Below are 21,898 nucleotides of genomic sequence, written 5' to 3'. Positions count from 1 at the left end.
AGAAATGATGTCTGGACTTGCTGTATTTTTAGAGCGTTAAACTTTAGAAAAGGGGCTACACAGTAACCCTAGGTAGCCAACATTATAGTAAACCAGCTAATATTTTGCTATCACTTCCTACGATCAGCTTTGCATCTGCCTGCAACCAATTTTGTAACAAAGAGGCATATATATTCCGGAAATCAATGCTATGTTTCAGATCTCCCTGATCAAGATCCTGCAGGTTTGCCGCATCATTATAGATGCCGGGCTTTTTTAAATCACCGCTTATCAGGAACAAATTATTTGCAGTACCATGGTCAGTACCGTTACTGGCATTCTGTTCCACACGACGCCCAAATTCAGAAAACACCATGATCATTGTATTTTCGAATTCACCTTGCTTTTTCAGGTCCTGCACAAAGCTGTAAACCCCTTCCGAAAGTTCTTCAAGCAGGTTTGCCTGCTGCCCTGCCTGCCGCACGTGCGTATCAAAGCCAGAAAGCGAGGCATAATACACTCTTGATTCGATACCTGAAGTGATCAGCTCTGCAATAGTTTTAAGGTTCCGGGCAAACAGGCCATTCGGATAACTTTGTTGCGAATGGTAAGTTTTTGCCTTGTCGTGCAGGTATGCGGCAGACTGCTGTGTATCGATCAGGGTTTTATACAGGTAATCTACATGCTGGTGTCCGTGGTGTTCGTGATGCTGATGGGCTACCTGCTTTAGAAAATCATTGTTAGAAGCCTGGTAAAAGCGCTGTATATTCTGCACAGCCAACCCGGACTGTATCTCCCCTTTCAGAGCGAGGCTTAAAGTATCATCTACTTCAATGGCTGCATGTGCAGGCGCTGTGCCGGGCATCGCATCGAGGTAACGGCCTAGCCAGCCGGTATTTAAATACGTATCTGAGGCACTGGCCGAGTGCCAGATATCCATGGAGCGGAAGTGTGAACGGTCAGGGTTAGGGTAACCGACACTATTAAGCACCGACACATAGCCCTCTTTGTACAACTGGCGCATTTTCTCCATCGATGGGTTCAGCCCCAGTCCTTTGTCCAGCGCCAGCACATCCTTTGCGGGAATAGCCAATGTCGGACGGGCTTTGTAGTATAGGTCATTTTGGAAGGGCACTACTGTGTTCAGGCCATCATTACCCCCGGTAAGTTGTATTACCACCAGCCGTTTGCCGTTAGAGTTCCCAAGTAACGGCACTCCTTTTTTATCGAGGCCGTGCAGAAAGTTCGGCACCAGCAGCATACCTGAGGCCAAAGCGGACAGTTTTAAAAAATCTCTTCTTGATGAATTAGACATGATCCCGATTTGTAGCGTGAAGGAAGGTTAGCATAACTGGTATTCCGGTAATGACAAAAAGCGCAAAGTCAGCACCCGGATCTTTTCTGGACGTGAGGTGAAAGCAGGTATACTTTGTTCCAGCATCCGGAGCACATCCGCCTTTAAATTCAACTGCAGCAATTGTTTGCTTAAAGTTTCTGTGAGATCCGTGTCCTTTACTTTTTCCATGGCTGTCTGTAACGCTGTCAGGCTGGCTTTAGCTCTGGCGATCCGTAATCCGTCACTTTGTTGTTTAACAGGTTTGGTAGGTTCGGCATCGTCATCGGGCTTTACAGATACCTCAAAGGCAGCATCCTGTAACAGGGCCGGGCCAATGCGTAACCTGTATGCCAGTGTGGAGCTATCTACCCAGTTGCGGCCACCTGCCCATCCGCTTACATTCGGTGGCTGGAAAAGCACCTGACCAAGTGCTTTCTGAAGTATAATTGCGCTTCTGGTGTCAGCAAAAGTGACATCGAATTTACGCTGAAGCCCTACTAACAACTCTACCGGAGACTTGATCCTGGACCCAATAACTTCCGGAGAATAGAACCACTCGGAGGTGAAAATATTCTCAAGCAAGCCAGCTATGTAATACCCTGAAGTATAAAACTGATTGCTCAACTCCCGTAGCCTTTCTGTATCCGGTACATCGCTAACAAAGTAAGCATACAGCTTACCTGTAAGAAACTCTGCTGTTGCCGGGTTTTCCAACACTAGCTGCAGTATATCTTCGCCCTTAAAATTTCCTTTGCGCCCCATAAAGGTTTTCATACCCTTATCATGTTGCCGTTCCCGGAACACAAATTCACCCTTCAGGTTAAAACCCCATCCGGTAAAGGCACGCGCTGCCTCTTTTATATCCTGCTCAGTATAATGGCCACGGCCAAGAGTAAACAGCTCCAGTACTTCTCTTGCAAAATTTTCGTTCGGGTGTTGTTTGTGGTTCTGCTGGTTATTCAGGAACTGTAACATGCCAGGGTCTTTGGAGATAGCGAAAAGCAAATCCGAAAATTTGCCCAGGGCATGTTTCCGAAGGGTATTATGCTGCACCTGAGCCATGCGCGGGTCACGCAACCTGCAGGCAAAATGCCCATGCCAGAACAAGGTCAACTTCTCACGCAACTGTTCTGGAGCAGTAGCCATGCGGTTAAGCCAGTTCTGGTTAAGTTCTTCAAAAGCTTGCCTCCTCTCCTGCTGCAACTGCCTCCTGAGTTCACCGTTCTTCATAGCCGCCTGCACGCTCACCGGCCTCGGAAGTGCAGCCTCCAGCAGCCTGACAGGCTCCGACTCCTTCATAAGGTGTTTTACCGCCTTCTTTATAGTATACTTATCTGGCGTATTTTGAGAGCCAGGGCCAAAACCTGCCCTCCAGTACAGGTGTTGCAGTTTCTGTTCGTGGGATATCTTTTCCATAAAACCGTATTATACCCCTTAGATGCAACTTTAGCAGGTAGGTTTAATGGGAAGGAAATAAATATATTGAAGGGGCAATATAAATAGCCGAAAAAGCCTTTTTTCAAAAAATCAGGATGAAATAAAATAACCGCGTAGGGTCGGCACAAACGCTACAGCCTCAAATGCCGGACTTCTTTTATGAGCAGGTAGTACTACTCCTTTGGCAGTTCCAGCACAAATTCTTTACCATTGGGTACTGTCAGCCTATAGCTTTTGATCCATGGGTTATAGAAGCGCAAGGTCTTGTAGTTCGTGCCTTGTTTCAGAGCAAATGCGGGAAGGTCAGGAATAGTTGACGTAACGGTAAGCTGGCGGGTTGGCAAAGGTTTATACCCCAGATCTTCTGAAAGTTCAAAGCCATACTTTTGAGGGTTACCCAACACTTCTTTCAAAGCAAGGATGCGGAACATATACCGGGAGGTTTCATCGTTCAGGTAAAGGTCATAGTAGGAGTTTACCCCCTGGCGTTCCAGTGCACGGTCAATCCCGCCCATGCCTCTGTTGTAAGAGGCTGCCGCATTTGTCCAGGAGTTAAAGCGCCTGTGAGCTGTTTTAAGATATTGAATGGCAGCAAGTGTTGACTTACGCACATGGAACCGTTCGTCCACTTCCTGGTTCACCAACAAGCCATACCCACGGGCAGTGTCCGGCATCAGCTGCCAGAATCCGGCAGCCCCGGCCGAAGAAGTAACCTGCCCGAAAAGGCTTTCGGCCAGTGCAAGGTAAATAAAGTCTTCAGGCATGTTATGCTCCACAAGTATAGCTTTTATCTCCGGCACATAACGCTGCATACGTTTCAGGCCGAGCAAAGTGGTAGCATGTAAATAGGAATTCACAAGGAGCTCCCGATCAAGTCGTTCCGCTACATCCGGCACTTCCAAAGGAACAGGTTCACCAGCAAAAGTCATGGAGGCGGGCAAGGCCGGGGGCGCGTAAACACGCCTGTTCAGATCTACGTTTACATTCTTGTCTGATATGTCAGGGGTTTTATAAGCCAGTTGCTGGCTGCACAGCTGCATGGCAATAATAATTATTACAGTAACCCACACGTATTTCCATATCTGCTGCGCCATTCCGCTCTCCTTTCTTGTTATTACTCTCTGGTAGAATAACAGATCTCTATCTGGTTTATTCTATATGATAAGTAAAATACTGCAGAAGGTTTTAAGAACAAAGGATTAATTTATCTTATGTTACGAGAATCCGGCTTCTGCTCTTATAGACTGGTATTTGATAAACGCTATAGCTTCGGCTATGTGTGCAAGTAGTGCGTATTTCAACCACCTTAATCTACTGGCTGAGCAAGCCGGCGAAGAGAGCAAGCGAAAGGTTTTTCAGTTGCTACCTCAAAATAATTCATGATCTATGCCCACATCGGCGGGGCCGACACATTTACACGTGCCTCATTACGGCTGACAATATTTTACAGCACTCGGATTACAGAAAGATCAGGGACCAGCGCTACGCCTCTTTCGATAGTGGCAAAAAAAAGTTTGAGGATGGTAAATTAAGCCTGGAGGACCTACTCAGCCGCTACATTTAGAAAACTGATTTCTAAAACCAACCATTCCCAGTTCAGCATGATACCGCACGAAAAAGCAGCGGCAGGTCAGAACCTCCCCTATATCGCCAGTAAAACACATACAGCCACTTTGGGTGGTTTGCTCTTTGGCTACGATACAGCCGCTATTTCAGGTGCTGATAAATCGGTGCAGCATTACCTTGTTGATGGTCTGGGGCTGAGGTTTGTAAGGTACAGGCCTCAGCGCTTTGTATATTTTGACTTGATCAGTTCTACCATCATCTTAAAATGGTTCTTGTCACCGTTAGTCAGGAAAAGTCTCCAAAGTCCTTCTACCATCAACATCAGTACTTCAGACTCCAGTACAGGCTCTTTATAACCCAGCTTGGTAAAGGCCTCCACTAGTTTCTGCATAACAGAGTGTGTATAGCGGTTGTGGTGTTTTTGCGCTATCTCCTCATCAACCAGCCGGAACTGCATGCGCCAGAAATTCCGCTCATCCTCAACTAACTTTAAAGGCATATCCAGCACATTTTCAATCAGCCTGGCAGGGTCGTTTTCAGTTACAAGTCCCTTGCTCTTATCCGTGATACGCCTGTACCCAGCTTTAACAACTTCTTCAAGTAAATTAACTTTGTTCTGGTAGTGCTTAAAAATAAGCCCCTCTGACACTCCTGCCTCTCTTGCGATCAGGCTGGTTGGAGTAGCTTCGTAACCTCTGTCAGCAAATAAATTTAAAGCTGTTTCTAAGATGATCTCTTTCTTTGTTTTAAGCATATGATTCTAGCGCTTATAATTACCTTAAGCCACTCTACCCGTTTTCTTTGATAGGAAAAAGTAACAAAAGGTAACACCGGGTACAAATATAGTTGGTAGTTGATCAAACAGGAAACTCTTAAACAAATTTTGGTTTCCAGTATCCGGCCAGATCAGCTGTCCGTGAATTTAGATATGCGTTAATTCTACCCCACTACCAGAAATGGGTAAATTATACTCTAAAAAATGGTTCCTGTAATAGTTGCCCGACTGAGGAAGGAGTACCTTGATCGAACTTCACCGATAAACTGGTTTTGCCTACAGATATTTTGGATATCTACACACAAGCAACAAAAAGTGAATCTTTAAACGGTAAGCCTCAAATTTATCTTTTTAAACAGCTCCAATCAAGTTTAACTGGCAATTATATGTTATTATATCGTTAATTAAATTTAGTGTAAAAGTAGAAAGTAAGTATTTCATTGAAATATAGAATTCGCAATCGCTGAAAAAATATTTACACCTGTATCAGAAACCAGATTACATCTCCTATTTAAGAAAAAATATTCCTTTCTTATTTATAAAAGCCAATTCTGCTTATTTTTACAGCAAATAATTAAATCACTATACATGAAAGCTTCATTTAAAACTATACTCTTCCTTTTGTTTGCCTCCTCCTTGTTAGGCTCATGTACTGAAAAGTGCGGCGACCCTACAATTACTCCTATCACCGAAAGCGATGCAGAGTGGCTGGTATATGATACCCCTGATACAATTAAATATACAAGCAACACTAAAGAAACAGTAAAATTTGTATTATCAAATGCGTTTACGGAGCAAATACCAGGAGAAGGCTACTCTGTAACAGATGACTGTATTGACAAGCAGGATACGCAGGCCGGACGCATTATACAGAATGTGTCTCAAAAGTGGCCTGGCATGGCAACGTATGTAATCAAAAGACCCAACAACCTGATCGTAAGCCTGGTTTTACAAGGAAATGGCTCTTTTGAAATTGATGAGAACAACCCAACATACCCTACCCTGCCTATTAACGGATTAAACTATAAGGATGTGTTTGAGATCAAAAAAGATACCTCCAGCACCACTAAGGTAGGTGATGTAAAACAAATTCTTTTTAACAAGGAAAACGGCTATATTAAAGTAGTCTACTTTGGAGGAAAGTCGATTCAGTTACAGTAAACTATTTCTTATAAAAGCAGAAGGGGTGGCCATCTATTTGGCCACCCCTTCTGCTTTTATAAGAAATAAACTAAACTTTTTGGTGGTGGTGTTCCTCCTCTTCTATTTCCTGAAGCACTCTGATAGCCGTACTGACATGTTCCAAAGGCTTTGACATAGAGTTAAAGATATAACGCACAGTTCCTTTTTTATCTATGATATAAGTTACACGCCCGGGTAAGATACCAAGTTTACGGGGTACGCCAAATATCTTACGCACATGTCCTCCCTTATCACTTAGCAACACAAAAGGCAAATGGTAAATACGCTCAAAACGTTTGTGCGATTCCTTACTGTCAGAGCTGATACCAACTACTTCGGCCCCTTGTTCTTTGAAGGCTTCATACTGATCCCTGAATTCGCACGCTTGTTTTGTGCAACCTGGGGTTCTGTCTTTTGGATAAAAATAAAGCACCACGTTCTTCTCCTTTAAGAGGTCATAGAGTCGAAAGAATCCTCCATCCTGTCTCTCCAATTCAAAATCCGGTACTTTATCGCCAACTTTCACTGATTCTTTACTCATCTTATTGTCTCAATTACACTGTATATAAACCAGCAGTGGTTTAAAAAGTTCGATTGCAAGTTGGGGCTTATCCGGCTAGGAGGCAAAGAAAAACAGCAATTATAGTTTAGAATTAACTTTTTAGGGATATTTGTACCTACTAAAACTGCTTATGCCCCTTATTAACGTCATTATTCCTGCGTACAACGAAGAAAGATCAATTGCAAAGGTAATTCAGGCTATCCCGGAAGGCTATGTACAGGAGGTGATCGTAGTAAATAATAATTCCAGTGATAGTACAGGTGCCACCGCTGCCGCAGCTGGCGCCACTGTGCTGGATGAGCCCGCACCTGGTTACGGAAACGCCTGCCTTAGAGGCATTAGCTATGTAACGGCCAAGCCGCTGCACAACCGTCCTGATATCATTGTTTTTCTTGACGGTGACTTTTCAGACTTCCCTGGAGAGATGCCCCAGTTGGTAGAGCCAATTGTGGCAGGCAAGGCACTGATGGTAATCGGATCCAGGGCGCTTGGCAAGAGGGAGGCAGGGGCCATGATGCCACAGCAGATCTTTGGTAACTGGCTGGCCACCTCTTTACTGAAGCTTTTCTACAATGCCCACTTTACCGATCTTGGCCCGTTCAGGGCTATAAACTTCCAAACGCTGCTGGACCTGGATATGCGCGACCGTACGTATGGCTGGACGGTAGAAATGCAGGTTAAAGCAGCCCAAAAGAAAATACCTTACCTGGAGGTACCTGTAACTTACCGTCGCCGCATTGGTATTTCAAAAGTGTCGGGTACAGTTAAAGGCTCCATACTGGCAGGATATAAGATTATTTTCACCATCTTTAAAAACCTGTAAGGGCAGTACATTAACTTTACCGCCAGGGTGTTTGAAGTGCATGCGCTTATAAAACCTGACAATCGTAGTTTTTAAAAGTAAAAAACAGGACCTGTAATTTCTGGTACCAGATATGTCGAGAAGCCAACTTGCCAGCTATACTCTATTAATTTTATCTGCAGTAGCATACCTGGCTCTTGGCTATGCTACACCCCGAACGGAATTCACGCAGTTACTCCTGCTGTATACTTTTACATTTGCCGCCTATGTGTATGTTCAGAACAATAAGATAAAGACATGGCACGGCATTACTGCGGCGATCATTTTTCGCCTGCTTTTCCTCTTGGCAACACCCGCCTTATCTGATGATTATTTTAGGTTTGTATGGGATGGCAGGTTGTTACTTGCAGGCATCAATCCTTACCTGCAACTACCTGACTATTACCTTTCTGCAGCTGCTCCACAAATAGCTGGCATCACTGACACGCTCTACCGGCAGCTCAATTCCCAGAACTACTATAGTGTTTATCCGCCTGTTCTGCAGGGTGTTTTCTGGTTATCCGTAAAAATTTCTCCTGATAGTATACTGGGGAGCTTGGTGGTGATGCGAACAATTATCATTCTAGCGGAGGTTGGCAGTATACTTTTACTGCTCCGGTTGCTCCGCAAAATAGCGCTTTCAGAAAAGCACCTGTTCCTGTATGCCCTGAACCCACTTGTGATCATTGAACTGACGGGTAACCTGCACTTTGAAGCACTCATGATATTTTTTCTGTTGCTCGTGCTGTATCAACTCTTCTACCACAGGCTGATCGTTTCCGGTATTACTATGGGCTTGGCAATCGGCACAAAACTAATCCCCCTGATGTTCCTCCCATTTGTGCTCCGCAAACTTGGACTGATAGGGTTTATTACATTTATTAGTGCAACCTGCCTTACTATACTGGCAGTTTTTTATCCGCTGTTTTCATTGGAGGTTATACAGCACATCTACCAAAGTATAGAGCTTTACTTTCAGCGTTTTGAATTTAACGCCAGTGTTTATTACCTGTTGCGGTGGCTTGGCTTCCGTTTTACAGGATATAACCAGATTGCTGTATTAGGGCCCGCTCTTTCAGTTATTACTTTTGGGCTACTTGTAATACTGGCGTCTGTTAAAAAATTAGGCTCCATCCGAAGGCTTTCCGGATATATGGCAGCCGCCTTAACTATTTACCTGTTTCTTGCCACCACGGTGCATCCATGGTACATCTGTACCGTACTGGCCCTCACAGCTATGAGCCAGTTCAGGTATGCTGTAGTCTGGTCAGGCCTTATCATCCTAACCTATTCCACTTACCGCACTTCTGCATACCACGAAGACCTTGTTCTGGTAACGCTGGAGTATACGCTTGTAACGCTGTGGTTACTGGCAGAGCTATACTTATACCGGCAACGCCACCACCTGCAAAACCTGAAAAGCCAGGACTAAACAGTTACTCTGCTCCCACTTCTTTCAGTGGCTCCATCAGGAAATCGTTCAGTGGCTTAACTGCTTTAAAACCATCCAGTACCACCTTCATAAAGTCTTTGCTTAACACCGTATTATCTGAGAGCGGCATAACGGCGTTCCAGCTTTTAAAGCGCAGGTATTCAATCGCAGGATTCTCTTTGTCGTAACCTTTTGGTGTTGTCTTGAGTTTTTCGCCCTGCAGGTCTCCAAATTTATTTTTAAAGGATGGAGCCTCCACAATGGATTTTAGTGCATCCAGATTATAATCAATTTCCTGGCGCACAGCTTTCAGGTAGTCTGAGGGAGGCATCCAAAGGCCTCCAGCTAAAAAGGATTTGCCATTGCCTGCCAGGTGCAGGTAGTAACCTGGCAGTATAGACTTCCTGCCGCCTTCGGCCAGGTAAGCACCGAAATGATCTTTGTAAGGCCGCTTATCATTTGAAAAACGTACATCGCGGTAAATTCTAAAAACAAGGTCTTTGCCTTGTTGCCCTTGTGTTGCAGGCTCAAAATGCTGCATCTCGTCCAGGAGTTCTCCTAAAAAAGTAATATAATTTTTACGGGCTGATTCGTAGCGTTTCTTATGGTCTGCAAACCATTCACGGGTATTGTGTTCCGAGAGTTCAGCAAGAAATTCTAAGGTACTTTTATCTATTGTTGTGGGCATAGCTGTTTTTTGATCGTCCTGTTCACAGATTCTTATACTGTACTATTCTACTTACCGGAAAGTTAAAATAATCTCTGTTATAATTCTGCCGAAAAGATCCGGAAAGCTATAATGTTGTAATTATTTTTGTCGCTCAGCAAGCACGAAGGGTTAAAAGAATCGTACAATAAAAAGGCACTTCTTTTTTACAATGATACACTGTTTGCGCATATTTTTACTCTTCCTTTTTGCAGGAACAGTGTGCGCGCAGGATCTGCAACAGGAACTGCAGAATGTGCCTTATAGTAAAACCCGCTTACAAGAAGCCATCGTAGGGTACCAATCTTTAATTGATGCAAACAGTTGGCATACTTTTCCGCCAAATCTGCTCCTGCGCCCAAACGATACAAGCCATTTCGTGCCTCTGCTACAGGAGAACCTGTTACTCACCGGCGACCTTGCCTTAGACTCCGTATCTAAAGCACCTGTTTACGCTTCAGCTATAGAAAGCGCAGTAAAGCGGTTTCAGGCCCGCCACGGACTAACGACGGATGGGGTGCTTGGGCCTAACACTGTAGCGGCACTCAACATACCTCTCACGAGGCGCTTACAACAACTTCATCAGAACCTGGCTCGCTGGGATACAAGCCTTTCAGCTGCTGCACAGCCGTATGTGCTCATCAACCTGCCTGACTATACGTTGCATGTGGTAGAAAATAACCAGGACGTTTTACAAATGCGCGTGATCATAGGGAAGCCGGAACTGAAAACCTTCCCGATCCGAAGCGAACTTAATATGGTTGTGCTCCACCCTTACTGGTATGTTCCCACTTCCATAGCCATCAAGGAGATAGTGCCCCTACTGCGCCGAAACCCCGGTTATCTTGCAAAAAAGAACATGCGCCTGGAAAAAAACACCAGTATTGGATGGATCCGCGTGAACCCATGGCGCGTAGACTGGCAGAATATTGATGAAACAAATTTTAACTATAGAATTGTGCAGCTGTCGGGTCCTGAAAATGAACTGGGACAAGTTAAGTTTCTTTTCCCAAACAAATTACCGCAGTACATGCACGACACCCCTCATAAAGAGCTGTTCGATTACCCTAACAGGGCATTTAGCCACGGCTGTATCCGCTTAGAGAAACCAGTTGAACTTGCGTATTACCTATTGAAGAAAGGATCTGGGTTTGATACCGAAAAAGTAGATAAACTGTGGTTTAAGGACAAACCAAACCATTATATAAAGTTAAAGGACCCGCTGCCTTTGTTTATTATTTACCAGACGGCCTGGGTTGATGAGCACATGCAAATACAATTCAGAGACGACATGTATGACTTTGTAACACCTTCCGCGCTCAGTTCTGAGTAAGATGCAATTAATTATTCCGTGTCGGTTTCCCTATCTCCCCAAAAATCATCATCCAGGTCTTCAATATAATCCACATCCGACAGCTCAGGTAACACCACATGAGAAAGGTGCAGCTTCTCCACATCATAAATCGTATCCGGGAAAACGTGTTCGGTACTCCAGCGCTTGTTCAGAAAAAGCTCGGGGTGCAGCTGGTTCATTCCCAACAGGTAGTACCCGCCATCCAATGCCGGACCAATCACTACCTCATGGGTTTCCAGGGCTTTGAAGGCCCGCTCAATGATCTCCTGCGTCAGCTGATGGCAGTCGCTGCCAATAATAACAACAGAGGTATATCCTTCTTTAAAAGCATCGGCAAAGGCAGTTGACATCTTTTCACCAAGGTCACCGGCTGGCTGCAATCGTTTTTTATACTTCTGGTTCGGCCACAGGTCCTGCTGCTCTACTGCATTTGAATAATAAACCAGTTTATCTTGCGGCAGATTTTCAGTTACCTGTCTGGTGTGTTGCAGGAGGTGCATGTATATCTCGAGCGCTTCTTCTGGGCCAACAGAAGCAGCTAAACGTGTCTTTACCTTGCCTAACTCCGGGTTGCGAACAAAGAGCATCAGCAGCTTTTTATCGTTCATAAGCTATCTCCTTTTGTAATATGTATTTCAATGGACGAGGTACAGACATATAGCAAAGAACATGTGCCATAAGTATAAACCCGCAGGCACATTGACATACAGACTACGCTATTCCTTACTTCACCGTTTCTCCGCCACAGCTGGATCCTGCTCCTGCGGTACAGCCATAACAGTGCTGGTTAAGTACAATATCCCGTTGGTCCAGGGCAGTCACTTCAAAGTCACGGATATGTTGCGGCATTCGCTGCGCTACTTTTAGCTCCAGCATCTGGTTAAAGTCACAATCATAGAGGTACCCGTCCCAGCCCACAGAGATTGTGTTCCGGCACATAACCCCGGCCGCAGCCACCGGATTGAAGCTATCAATCAGCTTCTGCATGTAACTTTCATAATTCCCACTCTCCACCAGGTAGTCGAGGTAGCGGCTTACAGGTAAGTTCGTGATACAGAAAAGGCTGTTGAAGTCTATGTTATACCCTCCCTTTAACCTGCGCTTAAATTCAGCTTCTAAAGATTTCTGGGCACTTGGCAGGAAGGCGCCTGAAGGGTTATACACCAGATCAAGCAGTAGTTCTGACCCTTCTCTCCCATAACCCACTTCGTTTAACATTTGCAGGGCTTTCACAGATTTATCAAACACACCGTCACCACGTTGCGCATCGGTCCGGGAAGCCTGGAAATAAGGCAGGGAGGAGACTACATGTACATTGTGTGCTTTGAAAAACTCAGGCAAGTCATGATACTTCTTGTTGGCCAGTATAATGGTAAGGTTGCAGCGCACTATCACCTGCCGCCCCAGCTTAGAAAGCTGTTGCACAAACCAACGGAACTCCGGGTTCATTTCAGGGGCGCCGCCGGTCAGGTCTACAGTTCCAATGTCAGGAGAGCACTGTAACGCATCCAGGCAAAGCTGCATGGTTTCACGTGTCATGATCTCCTTTCGGTCCGGACCCGCATCCACGTGGCAGTGCCTACAGGTCTGGTTACACATCTTCCCCACATTTATCTGCAGGATCGTGGTGCCGGTAGGCCTCAGGGGGTAGAGCCCGTGCTCCTGTAGTCTTTCGGCAAAAGCAGGAAACTGATCTCCATGCTTTGTCGGCTGCTGTAAAACGGTTAACTGAAAGTATGGGTCAGCAAGTTCGTGGTGCTGTGCTGATAATGATCTCGTTGTGGACCCCATAGGCTACATTGTCAACTCTTTTACTTTGTTCATCATCTGAACGCCGTGTACAAGTGCAGCACCTCCTTTGATGGCGGCGGCTACGTGCACGGCCTCCATCATCTGGTTTTCATCCGCTCCTTTTTGCAGACAATCCGTGCTGTAAGCATCAATACAATAAGGGCACTGAACGGCATGCGCCACGGCAAGTGCTATCAACGACTTCTCACGTTCCGTAAGGGCGCCTTCTTTAAATACTTCTCCATAATAATCAAAGAATTTGCGGCCCATTTCAGGCTGTAACTCAGTTATCTCACCAAACTTAGGTAAGTCGGCAGGGTTATAATATGATTTTTCCATTTGTGTGTTTTTTAAATATTGAGACTAGCAGAACTTACGATAAAGCAGCTAACACCGGATTGTGCCGGGAAAGCAGCTGCAAATAATGTGGCTGGCAACGATACTTCTCTAAAGCCCAACCTAAAACTGGCTGAAAAGTTTACTTAGAAACCCATAAAAACAGGTTCTGCGGAAGAGGGGGAATATAAGGTTGCACCGTATTCCGTTAACAACTTTAACAAGGTACGGACTAAAATAAGAGCGGTTGCACCGCTTAGGAGTTAATTTCTCCCATCACATACATCTGATCCATGGTAGGGTTCACACTTCCACCGGCAGGTTCCAGGGTAATGGCAAATGCCTGCGCGCTGCCAATCTCTTTCATTTGCTGCAGGATCGACTCCCTTGTTTTGCCCATGGCTATCATACCGGCATTTACAGGTTTGCCCTGGTCCAGTGCCCAGAGCTGATATTGTTTACCAGCAGGTGGTGCAGGTAGCTGAAGCACATCGAGGTATACCTGACGGCGTTCAGGGTTATAGTACACCATTACTGCAGCTTCGGGATGGGCGGCAACACCTTTTAACTTCACGGGCCTGAAACTGTCATTTCGCATGATGCCGAGGAGCTGCTCCTGTTGCTCCATTTTATAAGCAGCAGTATTATAGTTCTGGGCCAGTGTTTGTTCTGAAGCAAGCGCTACGGCTAGCCTGCTTTCTGCATCTTTCCAGTTTTGATAAAACCGGAAACTCATAAACCCGGACAGCAGGAAAAGCACGATGCTGGCAGCAAACATCCATTTATAAGGCGAACCTTCCTTTTCAAGGTCAGCATACATCGGGCGCACAGGCGTCTCTACTTCCTCCACCACTGCAGGTTCCTCCACCATGGCAGGCTGTTGCGCCGTGATCTGTTGTAAAACTCTTCCCTTCAATTCAGGTCTGGGCTTCACTGCATGTAAATGAGCGTATTCCTCCATGGTAGCGCAAGCCTCCAGCAAAGCGGCACGCACTTCGGCCGAATTAGCAGCCATGTGTTCCACTTCCTGCTGTTCCTCCTGAGTCAGTGCGCCAGCGGCGTACAGTTCAAGCATCCCAGACGCTATGTATTCTTCGTTATTCACGCCCTTTAAACAATTTGCTTAAATTTTTAATTGCACTTCGTGCCCTTGTTTTTACCGTACCCAAAGGAATATTAAACTCGTCTGCTATCTCACTTTGCGTCATCCCCTGGAAGTACATCAGATCAATGATCTGTTTTTGATCCGGCTTCAATTTCTGAGTTATCTCCTGGATTCCGATATGTTCGGGGTTAAAACTTTCTGAACCATAGTCTGCTCTTGAAGGAGCGCTTATGTCATCAGTTTTCTGACTTACGCGGTGCTGCTTCGACCGGATTTTATCAATGGCTAAATTCCTGCAAATGTTTATCATCCAGGTAAACAAACGTCCCTTCGAAGCGTCATAACTTTGAAAGGAATTCCATATTTTCAGAAAAGCTTCCTGCAATACATCTTCCGCAACCTCCTCTACTTTCACGATCTGCAAAACCACCCCAAACAATGTTGCGCTGTACATGTCGTACAACACTGACATTGCCGAATCATCTTTAGCCTTTAGCCTGGCTACCAGTTCCTCTTCTGTAATGGATAGTGTATTGTTTCGCAAAATAAAGTAGTTAACAGCTATGGCTGCATGAACCAGTGCTCAAGATAGAAAATTTTTATTGTAACATCTCCTCTAACCTTATAATCAAAAAAATGTTCTGAGTAGTTATGCTGCTGTTCCTGCCTCAGCCTGATTTATTAGCAATCCGTATATTTACAACTTAACTATTAAACACACGCATGTCTATAAAAACAATAAATCCAGCCACCGGAGAAGAGATCAAATCATTTACTTCTGACAGCCCTGAAGAAATCAGTAAAAAACTTGAAGCGGGTCAGGCAGCCTTTCAAAACTGGCGAAACACCAGTTTTGAGGAGCGCGCGCGTTGCATGCACAAGCAAGCTGATATACTGGAACAGGATGCTGAAAAGTATGGCAGGATAATTACACTGGAGATGGGCAAGCCTTTGAAGGATGCCATAGCTGAGGTAAAGAAATGTGCCAAAGCCTGCAGGTATTACGCCGATAACGCTGCTGACTTTTTAGCTGATGATACCATTGAAACAACGGCCTCTACAAGTATGATCGCCTATGAGCCGCTGGGAGTTGTGCTGGCCATTATGCCCTGGAACTTTCCTTTCTGGCAGGCATACCGCTTTCTGGCTCCTGCCCTGATGGCCGGCAATGTGGGCGTTTTAAAGCACGCTTCCAACGTACCGCAATGCGCACTGGCTATTGAGGAGATCGTGCGCAGAGCAGGCTTCCCTGACGATGTTTTCCAGACGCTGCTGATAGGCTCCAGGGAAGTGAATGCCGTTATTGAAAATCCTTTGGTAAAAGCAGTTACCCTGACCGGGAGCGAAGTTGCCGGTTCTAAAGTAGCTGAGAAAGCAGGTAGTGAAATAAAGAAAACAGTTCTGGAGCTAGGCGGCAGCGACCCGTTTATTGTATTGGAAGATGCCGACCTGGAACAGGCAGCAGAAGTGGCTGTAAAATCAAGGATGGTGAATACCGGCCAAAGTTGCATAGCTGCCAAGCGCTTTATTGTTGTTGAAAGTATAGCTGATGCGTTTCTTTCTAAAATGAAGGAAAAGATGGCAAACCTTAAAACAGGCGACCCCATGCAGGATGTGGATTACGGGCCCCTGGCACGCATAGACCTTGCTGAGGACCTGGAAAAACAAGTGAAAGCCTCTGTTGAAAAAGGTGCGGAAATAGTGCTGGATGGCGGACGTGATGCAAAGGATAATGCTTATTTTAAGCCAATGATCCTGAAAAATGTGAAGCCAGGAATGCCTGCTTACGAAGAAGAAATGTTTGGGCCTGTTGCGGCGGTGATCATCGTTAAAGATGAAGAAGAAGCCATCGCAGTTGCCAACGACTCCAGGTTCGGCCTTGGTGGCGCTGTCTGGACGCAAGACAAAGCGCGGGGTTTGCGCGTTGCCAGAAAAGTGGAGACAGGTGCTATGTTTGTAAATGCGTTGGTTGCATCCTCTCCTGAAATGCCTTTTGGCGGCATCAAAAAATCAGGTTATGGCCGTGAGCTATCTTACCTGGGCATCCGGGAGTTTGTAAATCAGAAAAGCATTTGGGTTGCATAAAAACTAGCAGTAGCCCAATAGCTTGTAGATCAGGAAACCTGATACTTCATGTATCAATAAGTGCCAGGAACTGAAGGCAGCAATATTAGGAATTATAAGTTCATCCGGGGTAAAGCGGCGCTCATAACCGTAAAAGTCAGCTGTAAAGCTGTCTGCCTTTACCCCGGCCTTTTTAAAACAAGCTGCTGCCCGGCGCATGTGGAAGGCAGACGTCACCAACAGGACTTTCTTCCATTCGGGGTGGTTGCGTAATTGATCTGCCGTGTGTTGTGCATTTTCACGGGTGTTCCGGCTGCTGCTCTCTGTAATAATGTCTGTGGCAGGTACACCTGCCAAAACAAGTATCTTCTTTATCTGGTCTGCCTCAGGAATCCTGTCTTTCAAAATATAGCCACTCCCACCCGTCACGAAGAACTTCTTGATCTTACCCATGCGGTATAACATCAGGGGATGAAGAAAACGGTCAGCCCCTTTGGAAGTATGGATCCTGTCAGGCACGTCTTCGCGGTAAGAAGTAACACCTGTAAGTATAACGGCCACATCATAATCTACCACATCTTTTACAGGCATCGGCTCTACCTCCCAGGCACGCCACGCCTCATTAGATAAAAACGGGTTAGAAAGTACAACCAGAATTACAAGCGAGGAAATCAAGGATATTCTGCGCCATTTTTGTGAGCGCAGAAAAAGTGCCAGGAACATCAGTAGCAACACCCAGATATAGGGCATCAGCAGGAAGTGAAGCGTTTTGGATAACAGGAAGAACATGCGCTATGGATCAGAAGAAAAGCCAAAGCAGTAAAAACACCAGCACCATGGTCAGGATAGCAATTATATCTTTATGGAGCTTGACTTTCATGTGCCGCTTAGCTTTGAAGCAAGCAAGTTAACAAAGTATATGCAAGTGAGGAAATGAGCCTAAAAGAATTTCCGGAATACCCAAAGCAGCAACGATAGCAAGATGCTCACCAATATCATACTGGTGATCGGAGCATAAAAGCGCATATTTTTCCGCTCTACCCGAATATCGCCAGGCAGATGCCCAAACCAGCTAAGCTTGTCGCCTGCCAGCCAAACAAACAGACCTATAACTACCAGTACTACCCCAACTAAAATAATTATTTTACCAATGGGCTGCATGAACTTATCGCTTAATGTATGTTGTGGTTATACACTAAAGTTAGCAAATTCATCAAAACCCTGCACGCACACCCACTGAAAAACTTAAGATATCCCAGGCAGAAAGAGTCGGGTCTTTCACGGCCGAAGTAACGATCAAATCATAGGTATTCACTTCACCGTAGAAGCTTACGTCCTTAAAAACATTATTTGAGGGTAAAGTATAAGTAACTTCCGGGCCTACTCCTGCCGTTAAGCGCAGGCTACTCGTCCACCAGTAGTAGTCGCTGGATGGGTAAGCATTTGACCAGTTTGTAGAGAACTGGCTCCTGAAATAGTAGCTCAATCCTAATCCGACCCGAAGTGGTGTAAGTGAAATATCCTCATGCAGACGAGCCTTATTAAAAGGTTTGTATACTCCCTTTAGTGTAGCGATATGCAAAGCCTCATCAGCGTCTAGTTTTGGAACATAACCGTAAAAAAGCTCCAGGTTTAACTTGTCCCTGGCAAAACTATAACTTGGGGCAATGGCGAACATGCCAATGTTACCGGCATATTGCACCGTTATCGCATCCGGGGCGTACCACTTCCTGGTGGAAGTGCTATCTGGTATATCCTGGCTCCAGGCTACATACGGGGCTATACTAAGTACTACCAGCAATGGCAGCAGTCTAATTTTCATCTTGATCTGGCTAAAACGTAATGCGCTCATAGTGCGCCTTATCTCCTTCAACTGTAAAAAGCAGGTACTCTCGTTTCTCCGCTGTAGTTGTTTGCACATAAGGTACTGTGCCGTCGTAAGGAGCATATGCTTTGAAATTATGATTATGGCCGTGGAGTGAGTACGTTACTTTATACTGGCTTAACAGCTTATGGTATCTTGTAGTATTTTCAGCACCAAACTCCTCATTTTCCGGAGGAATATGGGATACAACAAAGACATTTTCATACCCCTCTGAAGCGGCCAGCTCCCGCTCCAGCCAGTCAAGGTCAGGCACCTTTTTATCAAACTCGATGTAATTGGTGTTCAAAAGAATGAATTTACTGTTGCCAATGGTAAAAGAAGTATTATAATCACCATACATCGCCGAAAACACCTCTTGCCCATTGTTTACAGCATCATGGTTGCCTATAACCGCCACATATGGCATCGGAAGGCTGTTGAAGTCTTTGTGAATCATTTTGAATTCCTTCGCCAATCCAAAGTCTGTCAGATCACCGCCTACTAAAACAAATGCTGCATCAGCGTGGTGCCAGGCAATGTCTTTTACCAAAGCATCTGTTTCCTCATAAAACCCTTGCACATCCGCTGTAAGGATAAAGCTGTATGAACCCTCCGGTGAAATGTCAAGCGCTTCAATACGCTGTATGTTCCGAAGGTTTATATCTTTTTCATTCTCGTTTAACCGCACTTCATAAGGGCTGTATTCAAACTCTTCGCAGGCCTGGGTAAAAAAAGCCAATGAAAGAAATATGAATGCAGTAAATAGTACCCGGCTAACTCCATGTAATTTTATAAGCATATCTTATCTAGTATACTATCACTATTATTTATTAATAATAGCTCGCACTACTTGGAGGTACGTTAATAATGTACCATCATTTTTATTCATAAAGATTATTGCTAAAATTTAATTTTTCAACGACACACATTCCACAATTGCCACCAGAACCAAACAATGATGTTCATATTCTAACAAACTGCCCTTTCCTATTCCGGTAATATCAGTTAGTTTGCTAGTTGTAAATGAGTCCTTTTTATAGCTTTTATAATTCGCAGTTCATACTTAAAAACCTTAAATTTGAGTCTTGTTGAGTTCACTTAAACCCCTACAAACTTGAAAGTTTGCATTGCTGAGAAACCGAGTGTAGCCCGTGAGATTGCCATGGTGTTAGGAGCCAAAACCAAGAAAGATGGCTACTACGAAGGAAACGGCTACCAGGTAACCTGGACCTTCGGACACTTCTGTACGCTGCGTGAACCTGACGATTACCGCCCTGAGTGGAAGCGATGGAGCCTGTATGACCTGCCCATGCTGCCAGAGCGCTATGGCATTAAACTGATGAAAGACGCTGGCGTGCAGAAGCAGTTCAAGATCATCAAAGCCCTGCTTGAGAGAGCGGAGGAAGTGATCAATTGCGGGGATGCCGGACAGGAAGGAGAAGTTATCCAGCGCTGGGTGTTAACTGAAGCCAAGTATAAAAAACCTTTTAAACGTCTCTGGATCTCTTCACTTACCGAAGATGCCATTCGTCAGGGTTTTGCACAATTAAAACCGGGTTCCGATTTCGATTCATTGTACCAGGCGGGTAAGAGCCGCGCCATCGGCGATTGGCTGCTGGGCCTTAATGCAACCAGGCTTTTCACATTGAAGTACGCCAACGGCAGCCGCCAAACGCTTTCTATAGGCAGGGTACAAACACCCACCCTGGCCATGATCGTGAACAGGCACCACGAGATCGCCAACTTTGTACCGCAGCCTTTTTGGGAGCTTAAAACCATTTACCGGGAAACAACTTTTTCCAGCACCAATGGCCGGTTCCAAAAAGAAGAGGACGCCCAAAAGATCATGGAGGCCATTAAGGCGGATGAACTCAAGATCACAGACGTTGACACGAAGAAGGGTACCGAATCAGCGCCAAAGCTATTTGACCTTACCTCCCTCCAGATCGAGTGTAATAACAAGCTTGGCATGTCGGCGGATGAAACACTTAAGACCGTGCAAAGCCTGTACGAGAAAAAAGTGGTCTCCTATCCAAGGGTAGATACTACTTTCTTGCCAGACGATATCTACCCCAAAATACCGGGCATCCTGCAAGGGCTCAGTAATTACCGCCAGGAAGTAGAGCCATTACTGGCTACCAAGATCCGAAAGACTAAAAAAGTTTTTAATAATAATAAAGTAACCGATCACCACGCCATCATACCTACAGGTGCAGCAGCAGGTAACCTGTATGGCCGTGAAGCTGATGTGTATGATATTATTACCAGGCGGTTCTTAGCTGCTTTTTATCCGGACTGTATCGTAAGTAACACAACTGTGCTGGCAGAATCTGCAGGGTATCCGTTTCGGGTAAGAGGCAAGCAGATACTTGAGCCAGGCTGGCGGGTGCTGTATGGTGCCGAAGATGTGAAGATTGAAAGCATTGCAAAAGACGGGGAAGCGAAAGAAGAGGAAGAGGCATCCGGGGTGCTGCCGCATTTTGACATCGGGGAGCACGGGCCACATGAGCCGCTTTTGGAGAAGAAGATGACTAACCCGCCCAAAGAGTATACCGAAGCTACCTTGCTGCGGGCCATGGAAACAGCAGGAAAGCAGGTTGATGACGATGAGTTAAAAGAGGCACTCAAAGAAAATGGTATTGGGCGCCCCTCTACCCGTGCCGCCATCATCGAAACACTGTATAAGAGGCAGTATATCCGGAAAGAGAAAAAGAAGATCATCCCAACGCAAATGGGCATTGACCTGATTGGCGTTATTCGGAACCAGACGCTGAAATCTGCTGAAATGACGGGCCAGTGGGAACGTAAACTACGCCAGATAGAAGGCGGTGAATTTAAAGCGGAGTCTTTTTTGCAGGAACTCCAGGAATTTGTGATCAGCCTGGTGCAGGAGGTAAAGTATGACAAGGCCACAGTTACCATTGAGCCACAGCAGGAAGAAGACAGGCCTGCAGCCACCAAAAAGAAAGTAGCAAAGCCTGCTGCTCCGGCCACCAAAGACAAGGAGACCAGCCAAGGACTAGGCCGCTGCCCTACTTGTAAAGAGGGCCATATCCTGAAAGGCTCAAAAGCGTTCGGCTGCATCCGTTTTAAAGAGGGATGTCGATTTCTGATACCCATTGAGCAGCAAGGCAGGCAGCTTACCGAAAAGCAGGTACAGGCCTTGTTAACGAAAGGTAAAACACCTCTTATAAAAGGCTTCAAAGATGAGCAGGGCAACAGTTTTGATGCCGTTTTAAAGCTGGATGCGCAGCAGCAGGTGATACTGGAGAAAGCCGCTGCCACAGACCCTTTTGAACAATGCCCACGCTGTAAGCAGGGGAAACTGCTAAAAGGGAAGGCAGCTTATGGCTGCAGCAGGTTCAGGGAAGGCTGCCAGTTAATCGTACCATTTGAAAAAGGTGGGAAACAGTTAACTGAAAAACAAATAGCCGCGCTTTTGCAGAAAGGGAAAACGGGAAAGATAAAAGGCTTTACTTCAGAGAAGACCGGCGATACTTTTGATGCTTCCCTGATCTTTAACGAGCAGTGGCAGGTTGTCTACCAGTTTTAAAAAAGAGAGGGCGCT

Annotated in this window: 22 protein-coding genes; 7 read left to right on the top strand and 15 right to left on the bottom strand. The window is 45.5% G+C overall.

All coding sequences use genetic code 11. The features are described 5' to 3' along the window. Positions 1 to 82 precede the first annotated feature (82 nt). The 4 genes from ACSX1A_RS02660 to ACSX1A_RS02645 form a co-directional block, all read right to left on the bottom strand. Positions 83 to 1,294 carry a DUF1501 domain-containing protein gene (locus ACSX1A_RS02660; RefSeq protein ID WP_439882064.1) on the bottom strand — a complete coding sequence of 404 codons (1,212 nt, stop codon included), beginning with the start codon at positions 1,292 to 1,294 and terminating at the stop codon, positions 83 to 85. 27 nt (positions 1,295 to 1,321) lie between these two features. Next, a complete protein-coding gene (locus ACSX1A_RS02655; RefSeq protein ID WP_439882063.1) occupies positions 1,322 to 2,731 on the bottom strand; it encodes a DUF1800 domain-containing protein in 1,410 nt (469 codons plus the stop codon). Between the two features lie 194 nt (positions 2,732 to 2,925). Continuing rightward, the gene (locus ACSX1A_RS02650) at positions 2,926 to 3,846 is read right to left on the bottom strand and encodes a lytic transglycosylase domain-containing protein (protein WP_439882062.1); all 921 of its coding nucleotides are present in this window, start codon (positions 3,844 to 3,846) and stop codon (positions 2,926 to 2,928) included. Between the two features lie 689 nt (positions 3,847 to 4,535). Continuing rightward, the gene (locus tag ACSX1A_RS02645; protein ID WP_439882061.1) at positions 4,536 to 5,072 is read right to left on the bottom strand and encodes a TetR/AcrR family transcriptional regulator; all 537 of its coding nucleotides are present in this window, start codon (positions 5,070 to 5,072) and stop codon (positions 4,536 to 4,538) included. A 609-nt stretch (positions 5,073 to 5,681) separates the two neighbouring features. Between ACSX1A_RS02645 and ACSX1A_RS02640 the strand changes: the two genes are divergently transcribed. Next, a complete protein-coding gene (locus tag ACSX1A_RS02640) occupies positions 5,682 to 6,254 on the top strand; it encodes a hypothetical protein (RefSeq protein ID WP_439882060.1) in 573 nt (190 codons plus the stop codon). A gap of 70 nt (positions 6,255 to 6,324) precedes the next feature. Here the strand turns inward: ACSX1A_RS02640 and ACSX1A_RS02635 are convergent, their stop codons facing one another. Then, positions 6,325 to 6,816: a peroxiredoxin gene (locus ACSX1A_RS02635; protein ID WP_439882059.1), complete on the bottom strand. Its 492-nt coding sequence runs from the start codon at positions 6,814 to 6,816 to the stop codon at positions 6,325 to 6,327. A gap of 151 nt (positions 6,817 to 6,967) precedes the next feature. Between ACSX1A_RS02635 and ACSX1A_RS02630 the strand changes: the two genes are divergently transcribed. Both ACSX1A_RS02630 and ACSX1A_RS02625 read left to right on the top strand, forming a co-directional pair. Beyond that, positions 6,968 to 7,660, top strand: a complete 693-nt coding sequence (locus tag ACSX1A_RS02630; protein ID WP_439882058.1) for a glycosyltransferase family 2 protein — start codon at positions 6,968 to 6,970, stop codon at positions 7,658 to 7,660. A 112-nt stretch (positions 7,661 to 7,772) separates the two neighbouring features. Beyond that, entirely contained in the window at positions 7,773 to 9,110 is a 1,338-nt protein-coding gene (locus ACSX1A_RS02625; RefSeq protein ID WP_439882057.1) for a hypothetical protein, read from the top strand. Between the two features lie 4 nt (positions 9,111 to 9,114). On the opposite strand, the gene ACSX1A_RS02620 is transcribed toward ACSX1A_RS02625, so the two are convergent. After that, the gene (locus ACSX1A_RS02620) at positions 9,115 to 9,798 is read right to left on the bottom strand and encodes a DUF2461 domain-containing protein (protein ID WP_439882056.1); all 684 of its coding nucleotides are present in this window, start codon (positions 9,796 to 9,798) and stop codon (positions 9,115 to 9,117) included. Between the two features lie 190 nt (positions 9,799 to 9,988). On the opposite strand from ACSX1A_RS02620, the gene ACSX1A_RS02615 reads away from it, so the two are divergent. Continuing rightward, positions 9,989 to 11,149 (top strand): L,D-transpeptidase family protein, encoded by a 1,161-nt coding sequence (locus tag ACSX1A_RS02615; protein WP_439882055.1) that lies wholly within the window; start codon positions 9,989 to 9,991, stop codon positions 11,147 to 11,149. A gap of 11 nt (positions 11,150 to 11,160) precedes the next feature. Here ACSX1A_RS02615 and ACSX1A_RS02610 read toward each other — a convergent pair whose 3' ends face one another. From ACSX1A_RS02610 to ACSX1A_RS02600, 3 genes are all read right to left on the bottom strand, one after another. Continuing rightward, positions 11,161 to 11,778 carry a TIGR04282 family arsenosugar biosynthesis glycosyltransferase gene (locus ACSX1A_RS02610; RefSeq protein ID WP_439882054.1) on the bottom strand — a complete coding sequence of 206 codons (618 nt, stop codon included), beginning with the start codon at positions 11,776 to 11,778 and terminating at the stop codon, positions 11,161 to 11,163. A 115-nt stretch (positions 11,779 to 11,893) separates the two neighbouring features. Next, complete coding sequence (gene arsS / locus ACSX1A_RS02605) at positions 11,894 to 12,961, bottom strand: arsenosugar biosynthesis radical SAM (seleno)protein ArsS (RefSeq protein ID WP_439882053.1); 1,068 nt, start codon at positions 12,959 to 12,961, stop codon at positions 11,894 to 11,896. 3 nt (positions 12,962 to 12,964) lie between these two features. Further along, entirely contained in the window at positions 12,965 to 13,300 is a 336-nt protein-coding gene (locus tag ACSX1A_RS02600) for an arsenosugar biosynthesis-associated peroxidase-like protein (RefSeq protein ID WP_439882052.1), read from the bottom strand. Between the two features lie 18 nt (positions 13,301 to 13,318). Between ACSX1A_RS02600 and ACSX1A_RS02595 the strand changes: the two genes are divergently transcribed. Beyond that, positions 13,319 to 13,447 (top strand): hypothetical protein, encoded by a 129-nt coding sequence (locus ACSX1A_RS02595; RefSeq protein ID WP_439882051.1) that lies wholly within the window; start codon positions 13,319 to 13,321, stop codon positions 13,445 to 13,447. Positions 13,448 to 13,553: 106 nt separating this feature from the next. On the opposite strand, the gene ACSX1A_RS02590 is transcribed toward ACSX1A_RS02595, so the two are convergent. Next, positions 13,554 to 14,402 carry an anti-sigma factor gene (locus tag ACSX1A_RS02590; RefSeq protein WP_439882050.1) on the bottom strand — a complete coding sequence of 283 codons (849 nt, stop codon included), beginning with the start codon at positions 14,400 to 14,402 and terminating at the stop codon, positions 13,554 to 13,556. Beyond that, positions 14,395 to 14,946, bottom strand: a complete 552-nt coding sequence (locus ACSX1A_RS02585; protein WP_439882049.1) for an RNA polymerase sigma factor — start codon at positions 14,944 to 14,946, stop codon at positions 14,395 to 14,397. The genes ACSX1A_RS02590 and ACSX1A_RS02585 overlap by 8 nt, the downstream gene beginning before the upstream one ends. Positions 14,947 to 15,125: 179 nt before the next feature. Between ACSX1A_RS02585 and ACSX1A_RS02580 the strand changes: the two genes are divergently transcribed. Further along, positions 15,126 to 16,487, top strand: a complete 1,362-nt coding sequence (locus ACSX1A_RS02580) for an NAD-dependent succinate-semialdehyde dehydrogenase (protein ID WP_439882048.1) — start codon at positions 15,126 to 15,128, stop codon at positions 16,485 to 16,487. A 3-nt stretch (positions 16,488 to 16,490) separates the two neighbouring features. Here the strand turns inward: ACSX1A_RS02580 and ACSX1A_RS02575 are convergent, their stop codons facing one another. The 4 genes from ACSX1A_RS02575 to ACSX1A_RS02560 form a co-directional block, all read right to left on the bottom strand. Further along, positions 16,491 to 17,255 (bottom strand): YdcF family protein, encoded by a 765-nt coding sequence (locus ACSX1A_RS02575; protein ID WP_439882047.1) that lies wholly within the window; start codon positions 17,253 to 17,255, stop codon positions 16,491 to 16,493. 150 nt (positions 17,256 to 17,405) lie between these two features. After that, positions 17,406 to 17,627: a DUF2905 domain-containing protein gene (locus ACSX1A_RS02570; RefSeq protein ID WP_439882046.1), complete on the bottom strand. Its 222-nt coding sequence runs from the start codon at positions 17,625 to 17,627 to the stop codon at positions 17,406 to 17,408. Positions 17,628 to 17,679: 52 nt separating this feature from the next. Then, on the bottom strand, positions 17,680 to 18,288 hold the full coding sequence (locus tag ACSX1A_RS02565) for a hypothetical protein (protein WP_439882045.1): 609 nt from the start codon (positions 18,286 to 18,288) through the stop codon (positions 17,680 to 17,682). A 10-nt stretch (positions 18,289 to 18,298) separates the two neighbouring features. Next, the gene (locus tag ACSX1A_RS02560) at positions 18,299 to 19,129 is read right to left on the bottom strand and encodes a metallophosphoesterase family protein (RefSeq protein WP_439882044.1); all 831 of its coding nucleotides are present in this window, start codon (positions 19,127 to 19,129) and stop codon (positions 18,299 to 18,301) included. A gap of 315 nt (positions 19,130 to 19,444) precedes the next feature. On the opposite strand from ACSX1A_RS02560, the gene ACSX1A_RS02555 reads away from it, so the two are divergent. Further along, positions 19,445 to 21,883, top strand: coding sequence for a DNA topoisomerase 3 (locus ACSX1A_RS02555; RefSeq protein ID WP_439882043.1), 2,439 nt, complete (start codon positions 19,445 to 19,447; stop codon positions 21,881 to 21,883). The last annotated feature ends 15 nt before the right edge of the window (positions 21,884 to 21,898 follow it).

Origin of the sequence: Pontibacter sp. MBLB2868 (assembly GCF_051904785.1) — a bacterium.
In the GTDB taxonomy this organism is placed as follows: Bacteria; Bacteroidota; Bacteroidia; order Cytophagales; family Hymenobacteraceae; genus Pontibacter.
Note: the sequence above shows the minus strand (reverse complement) of the source record. Positions and strands in the feature narration are given on the sequence as shown.

What these genes read in the sequence shown, in the direction of transcription:
- ACSX1A_RS02650 (WP_439882062.1), bottom strand. Translation starts at nt 3,846, where the DNA reads ATGGCGCAGCAGATATGGAAATACGTGTGGGTTACTGTAATAATTATT.
- ACSX1A_RS02565 (WP_439882045.1), bottom strand. Translation starts at nt 18,288, where the DNA reads ATGAAAATTAGACTGCTGCCATTGCTGGTAGTACTTAGTATAGCCCCG.
- ACSX1A_RS02575 (WP_439882047.1), bottom strand. Translation starts at nt 17,255, where the DNA reads ATGTTCTTCCTGTTATCCAAAACGCTTCACTTCCTGCTGATGCCCTAT.
- ACSX1A_RS02625 (WP_439882057.1), top strand. Translation starts at nt 7,773, where the DNA reads ATGTCGAGAAGCCAACTTGCCAGCTATACTCTATTAATTTTATCTGCA.
- ACSX1A_RS02600 (WP_439882052.1), bottom strand. Translation starts at nt 13,300, where the DNA reads ATGGAAAAATCATATTATAACCCTGCCGACTTACCTAAGTTTGGTGAG.
- ACSX1A_RS02640 (WP_439882060.1), top strand. Translation starts at nt 5,682, where the DNA reads ATGAAAGCTTCATTTAAAACTATACTCTTCCTTTTGTTTGCCTCCTCC.
- ACSX1A_RS02610 (WP_439882054.1), bottom strand. Translation starts at nt 11,778, where the DNA reads ATGAACGATAAAAAGCTGCTGATGCTCTTTGTTCGCAACCCGGAGTTA.
- ACSX1A_RS02660 (WP_439882064.1), bottom strand. Translation starts at nt 1,294, where the DNA reads ATGTCTAATTCATCAAGAAGAGATTTTTTAAAACTGTCCGCTTTGGCC.
- ACSX1A_RS02655 (WP_439882063.1), bottom strand. Translation starts at nt 2,731, where the DNA reads ATGGAAAAGATATCCCACGAACAGAAACTGCAACACCTGTACTGGAGG.
- arsS (WP_439882053.1), bottom strand. Translation starts at nt 12,961, where the DNA reads ATGGGGTCCACAACGAGATCATTATCAGCACAGCACCACGAACTTGCT.
- ACSX1A_RS02645 (WP_439882061.1), bottom strand. Translation starts at nt 5,072, where the DNA reads ATGCTTAAAACAAAGAAAGAGATCATCTTAGAAACAGCTTTAAATTTA.
- ACSX1A_RS02615 (WP_439882055.1), top strand. Translation starts at nt 9,989, where the DNA reads ATGATACACTGTTTGCGCATATTTTTACTCTTCCTTTTTGCAGGAACA.
- ACSX1A_RS02580 (WP_439882048.1), top strand. Translation starts at nt 15,126, where the DNA reads ATGTCTATAAAAACAATAAATCCAGCCACCGGAGAAGAGATCAAATCA.
- ACSX1A_RS02630 (WP_439882058.1), top strand. Translation starts at nt 6,968, where the DNA reads ATGCCCCTTATTAACGTCATTATTCCTGCGTACAACGAAGAAAGATCA.
- ACSX1A_RS02570 (WP_439882046.1), bottom strand. Translation starts at nt 17,627, where the DNA reads ATGCAGCCCATTGGTAAAATAATTATTTTAGTTGGGGTAGTACTGGTA.
- ACSX1A_RS02560 (WP_439882044.1), bottom strand. Translation starts at nt 19,129, where the DNA reads ATGCTTATAAAATTACATGGAGTTAGCCGGGTACTATTTACTGCATTC.
- ACSX1A_RS02635 (WP_439882059.1), bottom strand. Translation starts at nt 6,816, where the DNA reads ATGAGTAAAGAATCAGTGAAAGTTGGCGATAAAGTACCGGATTTTGAA.
- ACSX1A_RS02620 (WP_439882056.1), bottom strand. Translation starts at nt 9,798, where the DNA reads ATGCCCACAACAATAGATAAAAGTACCTTAGAATTTCTTGCTGAACTC.